The 12,790-nt window shown below is 67.7% G+C and carries 13 protein-coding genes; 8 read left to right on the top strand and 5 right to left on the bottom strand.

Features of this window, described 5'->3' with window-relative positions; all coding sequences use genetic code 11:
• Window positions 1-170 precede the first annotated feature (170 nt).
• Window positions 171-995: a dienelactone hydrolase family protein gene (locus ACGFH6_RS10120; protein ID WP_393382205.1), complete on the bottom strand. Its 825-nt coding sequence runs from the start codon at window positions 993-995 to the stop codon at window positions 171-173.
• Window positions 996-1,122: 127 nt separating this feature from the next.
• Window positions 1,123-2,487 (bottom strand): amidohydrolase, encoded by a 1,365-nt coding sequence (locus tag ACGFH6_RS10115; protein ID WP_393382203.1) that lies wholly within the window; start codon window positions 2,485-2,487, stop codon window positions 1,123-1,125.
• 270 nt (window positions 2,488-2,757) lie between these two features.
• Between ACGFH6_RS10115 and ACGFH6_RS10110 the strand changes: the two genes are divergently transcribed.
• The 4 genes from ACGFH6_RS10110 to ACGFH6_RS10095 all read left to right on the top strand — a co-directional run bounded on the left by ACGFH6_RS10110 (window position 2,758) and on the right by ACGFH6_RS10095 (window position 6,099).
• On the top strand, window positions 2,758-3,384 hold the full coding sequence (locus tag ACGFH6_RS10110) for a VOC family protein (RefSeq protein WP_393382201.1): 627 nt from the start codon (window positions 2,758-2,760) through the stop codon (window positions 3,382-3,384).
• Window positions 3,385-3,400: 16 nt separating this feature from the next.
• Window positions 3,401-4,309 (top strand): phosphotransferase, encoded by a 909-nt coding sequence (locus ACGFH6_RS10105; protein ID WP_393382199.1) that lies wholly within the window; start codon window positions 3,401-3,403, stop codon window positions 4,307-4,309.
• Window positions 4,310-4,460: 151 nt separating this feature from the next.
• The gene (locus ACGFH6_RS10100) at window positions 4,461-5,366 is read left to right on the top strand and encodes an aminoglycoside phosphotransferase family protein (protein WP_393382197.1); all 906 of its coding nucleotides are present in this window, start codon (window positions 4,461-4,463) and stop codon (window positions 5,364-5,366) included.
• Window positions 5,367-5,598: 232 nt separating this feature from the next.
• Window positions 5,599-6,099, top strand: coding sequence for a hypothetical protein (locus tag ACGFH6_RS10095; RefSeq protein ID WP_393382195.1), 501 nt, complete (start codon window positions 5,599-5,601; stop codon window positions 6,097-6,099).
• On the opposite strand, the gene ACGFH6_RS10090 is transcribed toward ACGFH6_RS10095, so the two are convergent.
• Window positions 6,081-6,230, bottom strand: a complete 150-nt coding sequence (locus ACGFH6_RS10090; RefSeq protein ID WP_393382194.1) for a hypothetical protein — start codon at window positions 6,228-6,230, stop codon at window positions 6,081-6,083. The two genes, ACGFH6_RS10095 and ACGFH6_RS10090, sit on opposite strands and share 19 nt — an antisense overlap.
• A gap of 526 nt (window positions 6,231-6,756) precedes the next feature.
• Between ACGFH6_RS10090 and ACGFH6_RS10085 the strand changes: the two genes are divergently transcribed.
• Window positions 6,757-7,401: an alpha-ketoglutarate-dependent dioxygenase AlkB gene (locus ACGFH6_RS10085; protein ID WP_393382192.1), complete on the top strand. Its 645-nt coding sequence runs from the start codon at window positions 6,757-6,759 to the stop codon at window positions 7,399-7,401.
• Between the two features lie 263 nt (window positions 7,402-7,664).
• Here ACGFH6_RS10085 and ACGFH6_RS10080 read toward each other — a convergent pair whose 3' ends face one another.
• A complete protein-coding gene (locus ACGFH6_RS10080) occupies window positions 7,665-8,171 on the bottom strand; it encodes a hypothetical protein (RefSeq protein WP_393382190.1) in 507 nt (168 codons plus the stop codon).
• A 188-nt stretch (window positions 8,172-8,359) separates the two neighbouring features.
• On the opposite strand from ACGFH6_RS10080, the gene ACGFH6_RS10075 reads away from it, so the two are divergent.
• The 3 genes from ACGFH6_RS10075 to ACGFH6_RS10065 all read left to right on the top strand — a co-directional run bounded on the left by ACGFH6_RS10075 (window position 8,360) and on the right by ACGFH6_RS10065 (window position 11,505).
• Window positions 8,360-9,637 carry an MFS transporter gene (locus ACGFH6_RS10075; RefSeq protein WP_393382187.1) on the top strand — a complete coding sequence of 426 codons (1,278 nt, stop codon included), beginning with the start codon at window positions 8,360-8,362 and terminating at the stop codon, window positions 9,635-9,637.
• Window positions 9,637-10,275, top strand: a complete 639-nt coding sequence (locus ACGFH6_RS10070; protein WP_393382185.1) for a pyridoxamine 5'-phosphate oxidase family protein — start codon at window positions 9,637-9,639, stop codon at window positions 10,273-10,275. The genes ACGFH6_RS10075 and ACGFH6_RS10070 overlap by 1 nt, the downstream gene beginning before the upstream one ends.
• 84 nt (window positions 10,276-10,359) lie before the next feature.
• The gene (locus ACGFH6_RS10065) at window positions 10,360-11,505 is read left to right on the top strand and encodes a sensor histidine kinase (protein WP_393382182.1); all 1,146 of its coding nucleotides are present in this window, start codon (window positions 10,360-10,362) and stop codon (window positions 11,503-11,505) included.
• Here the strand turns inward: ACGFH6_RS10065 and ACGFH6_RS10060 are convergent.
• Complete coding sequence (locus tag ACGFH6_RS10060; RefSeq protein WP_393382180.1) at window positions 11,483-12,724, bottom strand: alpha-hydroxy-acid oxidizing protein; 1,242 nt, start codon at window positions 12,722-12,724, stop codon at window positions 11,483-11,485. The two genes, ACGFH6_RS10065 and ACGFH6_RS10060, sit on opposite strands and share 23 nt — an antisense overlap.
• Window positions 12,725-12,790: the final 66 nt, after the last annotated feature.

Raw genomic sequence — 12,790 nt, 5'->3', positions numbered from 1 at the left:
GCTCCCCCTCCCTTGCAGAACGCAACGATCCACCCCAGATTTCGGTATGTTTCCCCACCCGGAGTCCGGATACTCACACGCTGCGTATTCCTCGACGCCGCCTTAACATTTCGGCACCGACGGTCATAGCTACTCGGCACGCTGTGACGAACGGCCGGTTACCGCAGAGTTCAATCGTGCGGTTGAGTTTCGCCTTTCTCCACAAGGTGTTCGCGGAGGAACTCGACCGTCCGGGCACGCGCCCGGTACGCCGAGTTGGGCGGGTCCTCCCGCACCTCGTGGGTGACGACCGCGTGAGCCGAGGTCTTGAAGCCGTCCGGATTGCCCGGGCCGGAGTCGAGCTCGATCACCTCGAACGCGTCACCGAGCGCCGCGCGGAGTGTGGCGAAGCGCTCCGGCGGCACCGCCCGGTCCTTGCTGAACCGCAGACCCAGCACGCAGAGTCCGTCGTTCCGCGTCCGTTCCCTGACGATCTCGAGCTCCCGCCGGGACAGGCCTGGATCCTGCCGCATCCTGCGCGTCACCGGGAACGGCACCGCCGGCTGGCTGAGAACCGGCGCCGTCACCGACTCCTCGACGGCCGCGGCCAGGGCGAACCCTCCGGTGAAGCACATCCCGATCACGCCGACCCCACGGCCCGGCGTCCGGGTGGCCAGGTCGGCGGCAACGGCCCGCAGGTACTTCGTGATCGGCCGTTCCGCGTCCGTCGCGAAGGCCCGGAACTCCTTGGACACGCACAGGCGCGCGATCGTCCGCAGCGTGTAGCCCATGCTCGGGTCGCGTCCCGGCGTACCGAACGGCGACGGAATGACGACGGTGAACCCCGCGCCGACCAGATGCTCGCCGAAGGACTGGACCTCGGGTGTGAGTCCCGGGACCTCGGGGATCAGTACGACTCCTGGACCGGACCCGTTCTCGAAGCAGTCGTAGGTCAGTCCGGCGCCGGTGAACGGTCCTCGCCGCCAGCCGGACAGATCGGAGCCCGATGCCGCCATCACGCCTCCTCGACGTCGTGCCCAAAGCCTAGAGCGCGCCGCAGGCAACTGCCTGTCGTCCAGCGCGCGCTGCAGGCGCACCACCCTCGGCACGCCCCGGTCGAATCGGCCGGGGCGTTGCTGTTGGTCAGGGGGTGTAGTGCTGGACGGCGCCGCCCTTCGAGAGATCCACGAGGGTGTGGGCCAGGTCGCGGGCTTCGGCGAGGACCTCGTCGAGATCGAGGGTGGTGAGTCGACGGTCGCGTACGACGACCTGGCCCGCGACGAGGACGGTGACGACGTCGGACGGTCGAACGGAGTACACGAGAGCCGCTCGAGGGTCGTGGAGCGGTTGGCAATGCGGCCCGGAGAGGTCGACCAGGGCGATGTCGGCCTGGCGGCCAGGTTCGAGGGCGCCGATGGTGTCGGGGAGACCGGCCGCCTTGGCGCCACCCCGGGTGGCGAGGCGGAGGGTGTCGGAGATGGTCATCCACTCGGCGTCTTGTTCGCGTTGCTTCTGGGTGAGGGCGACCATGCGCATCGACTCCCAGACGTCGAGCGTGTTGTGGACCGCTGCTCCATCGGTGCCGACGCCGACCGGCACACCGATCGACTGCAGGCTTCGGATCGGTGTCACCGAACCCATCGCGAGCTTCAGATAGACCTTCGGGCAACTGGCGACCGCGATGCGATCGGCGTGGGGCTCGAGGATCGCCAGGTCGGACTCGCGAATGCCGCAGCCGTGGGCGATCAAGGCGCCGGCGTCCAGCACGCCGGTCCGGTCGAGGACCTCCATGGGCGTGACACCGAGTCGGTCCATCGACGAACGCGTCTGCTCCTCGGTCTCGGCCGCGTGCAGATGGATCCGGAACCCCTCGGCTCGCGCGATGTCCGCCGTACGACGAAGGTCCTCGTCCGTCACCGTGTACGTCGCGTGTGGGCCGAGGCTGACGGTGATGCGCGGGTTGAGGGTGCTGAGGTCGCGAGTGGTCGCGACGGCTGCATCGATGGCTTCCGGGCCTGTCGAGGAGAAGTACGTCGGGGCGAGGTCGGCGCGGATGCCGGACTCGACCACGGCCCGCGCGATCTGGTCGGCGTAGAAGTAGTGGTCCACGAACGTCGTCACGCCGGCCAGCAGCATCTCCGCGCACGCCAGGCGTGCTCCGACGCGCACCCGATCCGGCGTCAGATTGACCTCCATCGGCCAGATCCGCTGGTTGAACCAGTCGTCGATCGACACGTCCTCGGCCGCGCCCCGCATCATCACCATCGGACTGTGCGTATGCGAGTTCACCAACCCCGGCACAGCCAGCAGCCCAGTCCCGTCGATCACCTCCAACTCCCCCAGCGAACTGCCTGCCTCCTCCAACGCGACTCCGGGGTCGGCTCCGGTCGGGGCAACAGCAGTGATCCGGTCGTCGTGAACATGCAGATCCTGAAACTCGTCGATCCGGCACTCCCCCGCCTCAGGCACCACCAGCACCGACACGTTCCGAATCACCAGCCGCGCCATCTGCCCTCCACCCGATCGCCCCGCCATCCCGTCATCCCGTCGTACCAGAGTCTTGTCGATGGGCGGGCCAACCATCGGCGGGACGACGTCGCCGAACTGCTGCATGGCCGGCCGGTTGCCGACCCGTACCGTGCAGTGGGGCACTGCAAGGCAATCGGTCCGTGCTAAATTCATGCGAAAGCGCGAGCTAGTCTCCAGTCTGGGCGCAACGGCGCAAGACGCCGAAAGGGCAAGGCCCACCTACTCCAGCTCAACCCTGGGAGGAACGCCATGCCCGTGCTCGAAACGTACAAGAAGCAAGCCAAGCAACTCCTGCGCTGGCACCGCGACCGCAACCACTCGGTCGGTGGCCGCATCCGCCAGCTGCCGCGATACCGCGATGTGACGGATCACGAATCGCTCGCGCTGAACTTCAAGCTCACGGAGGCGCAGGAGATCATTGCGCTCGAGGCGGGCTACGACAGTTGGGCCGCGCTGAGGGCGGCCGTCGAGGACGCGTCGCCACGACCACCCGAGGCTCCGAAGCCCGTCCTGCTCGACGCCGCGCGGCCGGTCCTGTTCGTTCGCAATGTACGGGCGGCCGCCGAGTTCTATCGCGATCGCCTCGGGTTCCGTGTCGACTTCCTGCACGGGCATCCGCCGTTCTATGGCTCGGTGTCGCGCGACGACGCTACCTTGCACTTGCGGTTCGTGCATGAGCCGGTGCTCGCTGCTGACACCGCGCGCGAGGAAGGGCTCATCATGGCCTTCATCGAAACTCGAAACGTCAAGGAGTTGTACGCGGAGTATCTCGCAGCGGGCGTGGAGCCAGCCCAGAAGCTCACCAAGCAAGCCTGGGGCGGCACGGACTTCATCGTGCGCGACCTGGACGGCAACACAGTCGCCTTCGTCGGCTGAACGAAAGCCGCAAGCTGTGACAAAGGACGGGCATCCGACGCAGGAGCTGCAGACGTTGATTGCGTCGGCACTAGGCAAAGAGCCGATTGACTGGCATCGGCCGCACACCGGGCTGTCGGCCGCGTCCTTCGTCGTTGGCTTTGCTGACGGCTCGAGCGCCTTCGTGAAGGCTGCCGTCGATGACCAGGGAGCGAAAGGGCTCCGTACAGAGCATGAGATCGTCTCCAGTGTCGACAGCGACCTGGTCGCTCGGGAGCTGGCCTGGCTCGAGGACGGCGATCGCCCGGTCCTCGTGATGGAGGACCTGCGTGCTGCGCATTGGCCGGCCGACCATGACCCGGTGACGTGGAAACCCGGTCAGTTCGATCTCCTGTTCGCGGCACTGCGGCGGGTCGGTGAGCTGCCCCCGCCGGCATCCCTTCCGTCAGCCCGGGACGGATTCCAGCCGCAGTGGCCGTTGATCGAGCGCGAGGCGGATGACTTCCTGGCGCTCGGCCTGTGCAGCGAGGCCTGGTTCAGCGCTGCGCTGGAGGGACTGGTGGAAGCGGAGGGCAACGTCCCAGTCGGGGGTGATGCGCTGGTGCACAACGACGTCCGGAGCGACAATCTGTGTTTCGTCGGGCGACGCGTGGTGCTGGTGGACTGGGCCCAGGCCATTCGTGGGAATCCACAGCAGGACCTCGCTTCGGCACTCGCTACGTTGCCACTCGAAGGCGGCCCGGATCCGTTCGACGTCCTACCTGAAGGAGGGCCTTGGGCGGCCCACATCGCCGGTCGGTACGCTCGCCGGGCCGCTCACGAGACGCAGGCTCCGCAGTGGCTCCGCAGGGTCTTTCAACGTATCGCCGTGATCTGCCTCAGCTGGGCATCCCGCTCGCTCGACCTGCCACCTTGGACCGGAGTCCGCTGGAGCGAGATCCGCTGACCATGGCAGCTGATCACACGCCGGTCAACAAGCTCGCTCACAGGCACGCGGCGGGCCGTAGCTCGCCCGGCCTGCCTGGCCTGGCTGCTGTTGGCCGACTCGATCCGAAACCGGGTTGACAGCGGACGGGCCGACCATTCCGATGGGGCTCGTGAGTCCCCGCAAGGTCTACGCCGATCAGGTCGATATCGACACGCCGCTCGTCCGCGAACTGGTGGCCGCTCAGTTCCCGCGGTGGGCCGCGTTGCCGCTGGAGCCGGTCGACTCCGGTGGATTGGTGAACGCGATCTACCGCCTCGGTTCCGACCTGTCCGTACGGCTGCCGCTCCGGCCCTCGATCAACGACATAGTCCGACGGGAGCAGGCGAAACTCGCGGCACTCGCGCCGTTCCTGCCTGTGGCCATCCCTTCTGTCGAGGCGATCGGCTCACCCACTGACGCGTTCCCGGGCGAGTGGTCCGTCCACCGCTGGCTCAGCGGTACGCACCCCTTCCCCGACGCGCTCACCGACCCATCCCGGCTGGCGACGGACCTCGCGGTGTTCGTCGACGCGTTCCGGCGGATCGACCTGCCAGACCGGCCCCCGGCGTATGCGGGCGAGCGCCGGACGCGCGCTCCGATGGTCTCGATGGACTCCTCGACGCGGAAGGCGATCGGCGAGCTGGATGGCCTGATCGACACTCGCGCCGCGCTGGCGTCGTGGGAGGAGTCGCTCGCGGCGCCGTACGACGGGCGCGAGGCGTGGGTGCACTCGGACCTGACGCCGAGCAACATGCTCGTGTCGGCTGAGGGCCGGCTGACCGCGGTGCTCGACTTCGAGACGTGCGGTGTCGGCGATCCGGCGTGCGACCTGTTCCCCGTGTGGTACCTGCTGCCCGCGAGCGTCCGCGACGAGTTCCGTGCGGCGCTGGACGTGGACGACGCGACGTGGCTGCGCGGACGCGGGCGCGTGCTGTCACAGGCCCTGATCGTGTTGGCGGATCACAAGGACACCAACCCGGCGCTGGCGAACGATGCGCGACGCGTCATTGGCGTGGTGCTCCCAGCTCCTCAATGAGCCGGACCAAATTCATCGAGCACCAAACGGCGCCCGGCGTGACTTACCGCGGCAACGGCCGACCTCCCGGACAACGCCCAAATCGCCCCAGCTGAACTCTCCACGATGGTTCGCGAAGCCGCACGTACGATCGCGGACGGTTAGGTGCGCGCGGCCATGGACATGGCGCGTTATCTGCGTGATGGTGAAATGTGGGGGCGACCAATTCGTCCCTGCCGAATGGGGGAAAACCGTGCTGAAGAATCAACGACTCATGTTCCTGTTCGCCTTGGTGATGAGCGTACTGATAGCGCTCCCTGTGAATGCGCAAGCGGCGGCGAATCAACTCTCCGGGGACGCGTTGTATGACGCGGTCCAGTGTCCTGCCCCGCCCACGGGGTACGAGGAATTCGTCAGCTACCCAGGGCTCGCCATGACTGGCAGCCTGGACGGCTGCTTGTACACCAGAGTCGACTCGGTCCATCAGACGCCGAGCGGCGCATACCTGGAGACCGGTGAAGAGGTCTTCGTCGGCAGACTCAATGGTGGTCCCGAGGGAACGTTCGCGACCACCTACAGGTTCGAGGCCAAGTTCGAACCCGATGGCACGGAATTTCGCGGGCGTTGTCAACACCCGATCGCTGCGGGCAGTGGCACTGGCGGCTTGGCCGGCGCCACCGGCCGCCTCGACTTCAAGGACATCATCGGAGAACCAGTCACCTACGTTTACCGGGGTCATATCACGCTGACGTAATTCGGCAGCAAATCATCGACGTACTGCCAGAGTCTTGCCACCTTCTCGGTCTGGTTCTGCACGTTGAGTGCGTCCACCTGGATCCGATGGTCGGCGTCCGGCGGATTCGCCGCGTCCGCCTCGTGGAGCATTCGGAACTTGTCATCAGTCAGCCAAAACCTTGCGGGACGCGGCACGCATCAGACCCATGACCGCGAACACGACGCTGCCTCAACCCACAGGACCCGATGGCCACACCGTGTAGGCAGCGCGCGTGGCTGTGCTCATGGCGGGCATGCCGGTCCAGGTCTCTCGATAGCTCAGGCCGGCCGGGACTGTCCGGCGCGTTGTCCGAGGTGCCCGTGTCGCCGCCGACCACCTGGCCGGCACCGTCGTACATCACGACCTGTTGGGTCACACCGCCAGCCAGGGTCCGCGGGAGCCTGACCAAGCTGGTCGAGGACACCCAACCGGCGCCCGGCGTGACCTACCTCGGCAACGGCCGACCTCCCGGACAGCGCCCAAGACTGGCTGAAACGTCACCGATGTCCTGAGACATCAACTGTCACCGATGTCCTGAGGCAGAACTGTCACCCATGTCCTGAGACATCACACATGTCCGTCCAGGCCGACGAGATTCAGGGGAACATATGTTCGAATCTCAGGTATGGTGGGGTTATGGCTGCTGGGCTTCAAGGGTCGTTGCTGGATGCGTTCGAGGATCCTGCGCTGGGTTCGCTGGCGGGGGTCGGGCGGACGGAGCTGGGACTTGGGGCGTGGATCGACGTGCTGCCGCGGTGGTTGACCGGGGCCGATCAGGTGTACGAGCGGTTGGCGCGGGATGTGCCGTGGCAGGCCGAGCGGCGGCAGATGTACGACCGGGTGGTCGACGTACCGCGGCTGTTGTGCTTCTACGGGGAGAACGAGGAGCTTCCGGTGCCGATCCTGGATGAGGCTCGGGATCTGCTCAGTGAGCATTACGCGGACGAGTTGGGTGAGCCGTTCCGGACGGCGGGGTTGTGCTTCTACCGGGATGGGCGGGACAGCGTCGCCTGGCACGGGGACCGGATCGGGCGCGGGAATCACGAGGACACGATGGTCGCGATTCTGTCGGTCGGGGAGCCGCGTGTGCTCGCGTTGCGGCCGCGGCCGGGTGGGACGAGTGGGCCGGTGGGTTCGACGGTGCGTTATCCGCTCGGGCATGGAGACCTCATCGTCATGGGTGGCTCGTGCCAGCGCACCTGGGAACACGCGATCCCCAAGGCGTCCGGCCGCGTCGGACCTCGCATCAGCATCCAATTCCGCCCCCGAGGCGTCCGCTGACCCCTCGGCCGGTGGGTAGAGCGGGTGATCGGTCGGCTGCTGCTGTCGACGGGTGTGGGTAGTAGGCGGTGGCCATGGGCTAGGTGCAGGGTGCTTGGTCTGGCTGCGGACGGAGTGCGAGGTGGTTGACCTGGCTGCGGCCGTGGACGGGGTGCGGGATGCTTGGTCCTGCTCTGACCGTGGACCGGGTGCGAGGTGGTTGGCCTAGCTGCGGCCATGGACGGGGTGTGGGGTGGTTGGTCTGACTGTGGATGGGGGCGGGGTCAGGCGGCGGCTTGGGTTTGGGGTTGGGGTTGGGGTTGGTAGATGTGGTCGGCTGAGGCTACGTAGAAGCCGAGGAGGCGGACGTCGGCGGCTTGGCAGATGCGGGTGGCGGCTTCGGCCCACTCGGTGTCCATCTCCGGCTGGAACGGCGGTCCTGGGCGGCCTAGAGCCAGAATGAGACCGGTGCCCGGCGCTGTTCGGACAGCGGGCAGGATCGGGTCCAGTGCGGATGAGCAGACGCCGGCGGTCCCAGCGGGGTGGTGATTCGATGCAGTCCCGGCGCGGTGGTGATGCGGGCCGACGTGCTCGATCGGAGTCGCGAAGTCTTCGGGTAGGGCGAGGGTCAGGGCTGCTCGGTAGTGGTTGTCGGGGTCGCAGAGTAGGACGGTGAAGGTGCCGCGGCGCCGGTCGCCGAGGGTGACCATGAGGTCGACGACGTCGGCGGCACGGGCGGGATCGGACAGAGGCTGGCTGGTCCACGTGGGTGGGAGGTTCTGGAAGCTCATACCTACAAAGTGCCGTCGTTCCGACCGCCGCAGAGAGTTATCCACAGACCAATTCCCGCGCCCACAGTCGGTGGTGCTGATGGTCAGGTCGCCGCTCAAATGGCCCACCACAGGAGGCATGAAGTGGATCTGCCTGCTGGGCCGCTGCTCTCCTAGGCTCGAAGCAGACCGAGCCGAGGGAGACTCCGATGAGCATCACGACAGACCGAGTACGCAGCGGACGCGGCGGCATCCTGCCGCCGGCCGGAGCACCCCGCGACCTCGCGATGGCGCAACTGGCCAACTCGGTCGGCGACGGCGCGTTCATCGTCACCTCGGCGCTCTTCTTCACCCGGGTCGTCGGACTGTCGACCGCCGAGGTCGGCCTCGGCCTCACGATCGCCTGGCTGGTCGGCTTCCTCACCGGTGTCCCGCTCGGCAACCTCGCCGACCGTCGGGGCCCCCGCGGCACAGCCGTCCTGCTCGCCCTGACGACCGCGGCCTCGGTCGCCTCGTTCCTCTTCGTCCGCAGCTTCGCTCTGTTCCTGGTCGCCGCGATCGTCTACGCCTGCAGCCAGACTGGTCTCACGGCCGCCCGGCAAGCACTCCTGGCCGGTCTGGTCACGCCGGCCGAGCGCACCCGCATCCGAGCCTTCCTCCAGTCCACAGTCAACGCAGGCCTCGCAGTGGGCGCCGCACTCGGCGGTATCGCGCTCCGCTTCGACACGTCAACGGCGTACCTGACGGTCTTCGCACTGGACGCACTCAGCTTCCTGATCGCGGCCCGCCTGCTCCACCGCGTGCCGTCGGTGGCGGTCAGACTGCGCGTGAAGGGTGAGCCGCGGCTCGCCGTGCTACACGACCGCCCGTACGCCGTCCTCGCGCTGCTGAACTCGATCATGCTGCTGTTCATGCCGCTGCTCAGCCTGGTAGCGCCGCTGTGGATCGTCTCGCACACCGACGCACCGGACTGGGTGGTCGCCTCGCTGCTGATCGTCAACACGCTCGGAGTCACGTTCTTCCAGGTGCGGATCGCCCGCAGCGTTCGCGACCTGCGCACCGCCACCCGGTCGGTCCGGTTCGCCGGAGTCGCGATGCTGGCCGCGTGCGCGGTGTTCGCCATCTCCGCCGCCAAGATGAGCGCCTGGGCCGCGGCCGTCGTACTGGTCGTCGCCGCCGCACTGCTGACGCTCGGCGAGATGAAGCTGGCGTCCGGTGCGTGGGAAATCAGCTTCGGACTGGCCCCGGCCGACAAGCAAGGGCAGTACCAGGGCTTCTTCGGCACCGGCCCTGCAATTGCACGCATGCTAGGTCCGGCACTGCTGACCACAGTGGTCCTGGGGTGGGGTCCGATCGGCTGGATCGCTGTGGGTGCACTGTTCCTAGGGACCAGTTGCGCAACTGGTCCCGCCGTACGATGGGCTGCACGGACGAGGACCGTCAGTGAGACGGACCAGCCGTTGCCGGTAGAGGAGAACGCCGTCTGATGGACATCCCCGGACTGGTCGAGATCACGACGTACGACGAGCTGCGCAGCGTGGTGCCGCAGCCCCTCGGGGCCGCCGCCGACAAGACCCGCAAGGAACTCCACGAGCTCGACCGGCAGTGGTTGTCGGTCTCGCCGTTCTGCCTGATCGCGACGTCCGCGGCCGACGGCAGCTGCGACGTCTCGCCGAAGGGCGACCCGGCCGGGTTCACCAAGGTCTTTGACGACAGCACGATCGCGATCCCCGAGCGCGCCGGCAACCGGCGGGTCGACGGCTTCACCAACATCCTGTCCAACCCGCACGTCGGCCTGGTCTACTTCATCCCGGGCCGCGGTGACACGCTCCGGATCAACGGCCGGGCCCGGATCGTCCGCGAGGCGCCGTTCTTCGACGAGATGATCGTCAAGGGCAATCGGCCGCAGCTCGCGCTGCTGGTGGAGATCGAGGAGGTCTTCCATCACTGCTCGAAGGCGTTCCTGCGCTCGCAGCTGTGGAAGCCCGAGACCTGGGACCCGACCGCGATGGCGAACCGGGCCACCATCTCGAAGACCCTCGAGCGGAAGGACACCGACCTGGCCGAGCTGGAGGAGTACTACGGCAAGGCGTACGAGGAGAAGATCTACAAAGTCAAGTACTGACTCCGGATACTCCCGGCGGAGCAGAACGAAGTACTCCGTGGCGACGATGACACCTGACCGCGCGGCCCCGTACGGTTTCGTACTGTGAGCACGACTGACCTGACAACCGAAACCGCACCCACCGCCTTGGCCCGGGTGCGGCGGATCGCGTTGCCGCTGGTGCTCTCCCTGATCGGCGTGGTGGGCTCGCTCGGCGCGTCCCGGGGCGAACCGGAACGCCGGGCCGCCGACTGGTTCATGGTCGTCCTGGTGCTGATCGGGACGGTGTCGCTGTACTGGCTGCAGACCCGGCCGATTCCGGTGCTGTGGGCAACGGTCGGCTCGACGCTCGTCTACATGCTGATGCAGTACGCGTACGGCCCGGTGATCTTCGCGTTCGTGATCGCGGTCTTCAGCGTGATCCGGCGCGGCTACCGGCTGGCGGGCTGGACCGCCCTCATCACCTTGTACGTCGGACATCTCCTCGGCCGGTTGGTGCTCGGGATCAACGAGGACGGCGTCTACCAGGTCCTGCTCGTCGGCACCTGCTTCGTCGTACTCGGGTTCATTGCCGAGCTCTTCCGCGCGCACCGCGACCGTGTCATGGCTGCGGCCCGGACCCGGCGGGAGGCGGAACTGCGCAAGGCCGGTGAGGAACGGCTGCGGATCGCGCAGGAGCTGCACGACGTGGTGGCTCACCACATCTCGCTGATCAACGTGCAGGCCTCGACCGCGCTGCATCTGGTCGACCGGCAGCCCGAACAGGCCGGACCGGCGCTCTCGGCGATCAAGGACGCCAGCAAGGAAGCCCTGGTGGAGCTGCGCTCGATCGTCGGCATCCTGCGGCAGTCCGACGAGACCGCACCACGCCAACCGGTCGCGGGACTCGAGCGGCTCGAGCATCTGGTCAGCCGGACGTCCCGGGCCGGCCTCGAGGTGCACACGGTCGTCCACGGCGACCCGCATCCGCTTCCGACCGGACTGGACCGGGCCGCGTTCCGCATCATCCAGGAGTCGCTCACCAACATCGTCCGGCACGCCAAGGCGAGCGAGGCGACCGTCCGCATCCAGTACGGCGAACAGTCGCTCGTACTGCAGGTCGACGACGACGGTCAGTCCCTCGCAGGCCCGCCGAAGGAAGGCAACGGCATCATCGGCATGCGTGAGCGAGCCACCGCCCTCGGCGGGACGCTCACCGCCACCCGAACGCCGACGGGTGGCCTGCGCATCATCGCCAACCTGCCGCTATAGCGGCCTGCTCCGGCAGGCGGACGTGTGACGGGTTGAGGTCCGCCACCTGCGAGACACCGAGCAGCGCCATCGTGCGGCGAACCTCCTTGGTCAGGATCTCCGCAGCACGCGCCACACCGCGCTGGCCGCCGGCCATCAGGCCGTAGAGGTACGCACGGCCGACCAGACACGCGTCGGCGCCCAGAGCGATCGCCGCCACGATGTCAGCGCCCGACATGATGCCGGTGTCGAGGTAGACCTCGGCGTCACTGCCCACCGCCTTCCGGACGTCCGGGAGGATGCGCAGCGGCGTCGGAGCCCGGTCGAGCTGGCGGCCGCCGTGGTTGGACAGCACGATCGCGTCCGCACCGGCATCGACCACCCGGCGGGCGTCGTCGACGGTCTGGATGCCCTTGACGATCAGAGGACCGTCCCAGATCGAGCGCAGCCAGTTGAGGTCGTCGATGGTCATCGTGGGGTCGAACAGCTTGTCCAGTAGCTCGGCGACCGTGCCGTCCCAGGTGGACAGCGACGCGAACGTCAGCGGCCGCGTGGTCAGCAGGTTGGCCCACCACGCCGGGTGCAGCGACGCGTCCAGCACAGTCTTGGCCGTCAGCTGCGGCGGGATGGTGAAGCCGTTGCGTACGTCGCGCAGCCGCGCACCGGCGACCGGTACGTCGACCGTCAGCATCAAGGCCTCGTAGCCCGCGGCGGCCGACCGCTTCACCAGGTCCTCACCGGCGTCGCGGTCCTTCCACACGTACAGCTGGAACCACTTCCGCGCGGCCGGCGCCGCCGCGGCGACGTCCTCGATCGAGGTGGTCCCCATCGTCGACAGCGCGTACGGGATGCCGATCTCCTCGGCGACCTTCACGACCGCGCTCTCGCCCTCGTGGTTCATCATCCGGGTGAACCCGGTCGGCGCGAACGCGAACGGCAGCTCGGACCGCCCGCCCAGGATCGATGTCCCGAGGTCGATGTCGGACACGTCGCGCAGGATCGACGGCTGCAACTCCATCTCCGCGAACAGCCGGCGCGCGCGGCGCAGGCTGATCTCCGCCTCGGCCGCGCCGTCGGTGTAGTCGAACACCGACCGCGGCGTCCGCCGCTTGGCGATCGCCCGCAGGTCCGCGATGGTGAGCGCCTTCTCCAGCCGGCGGTCGGTCGCGTTCACCGTGATCGGCTTCGGCCGCAGCAGCGGCTTCAGCTCGGACCATTTGGGCAGCTGTCGATCGGTCATCAGAACTCCGGAACGGCCGGTTCGGCGGACGACCAGGCGCACCTGATCGTGTGGTCGGACCACAGC

Origin of the sequence: Kribbella sp. NPDC049227 (genome assembly GCF_043197265.1) — a bacterium.
Classification (GTDB): Bacteria; Actinomycetota; Actinomycetes; order Propionibacteriales; family Kribbellaceae; genus Kribbella.
The sequence above is the reverse complement of the archived record's forward strand: the minus strand, read 5'-3'. Positions and strand labels throughout refer to the sequence as shown.

Coding starts and splice junctions, on each gene's coding strand:
- ACGFH6_RS10060 (WP_393382180.1), bottom strand. CDS start 12,724: ATGACCGATCGACAGCTGCCCAAATGGTCCGAGCTGAAGCCGCTGCTG.
- ACGFH6_RS10075 (WP_393382187.1), top strand. CDS start 8,360: ATGAGCATCACGACAGACCGAGTACGCAGCGGACGCGGCGGCATCCTG.
- ACGFH6_RS10120 (WP_393382205.1), bottom strand. CDS start 995: ATGGCGGCATCGGGCTCCGATCTGTCCGGCTGGCGGCGAGGACCGTTC.
- ACGFH6_RS10115 (WP_393382203.1), bottom strand. CDS start 2,487: ATGGCGCGGCTGGTGATTCGGAACGTGTCGGTGCTGGTGGTGCCTGAG.
- ACGFH6_RS10090 (WP_393382194.1), bottom strand. CDS start 6,230: ATGCTCCACGAGGCGGACGCGGCGAATCCGCCGGACGCCGACCATCGG.
- ACGFH6_RS10080 (WP_393382190.1), bottom strand. CDS start 8,171: ATGAGCTTCCAGAACCTCCCACCCACGTGGACCAGCCAGCCTCTGTCC.
- ACGFH6_RS10070 (WP_393382185.1), top strand. CDS start 9,637: ATGGACATCCCCGGACTGGTCGAGATCACGACGTACGACGAGCTGCGC.
- ACGFH6_RS10085 (WP_393382192.1), top strand. CDS start 6,757: ATGGCTGCTGGGCTTCAAGGGTCGTTGCTGGATGCGTTCGAGGATCCT.
- ACGFH6_RS10110 (WP_393382201.1), top strand. CDS start 2,758: ATGCCCGTGCTCGAAACGTACAAGAAGCAAGCCAAGCAACTCCTGCGC.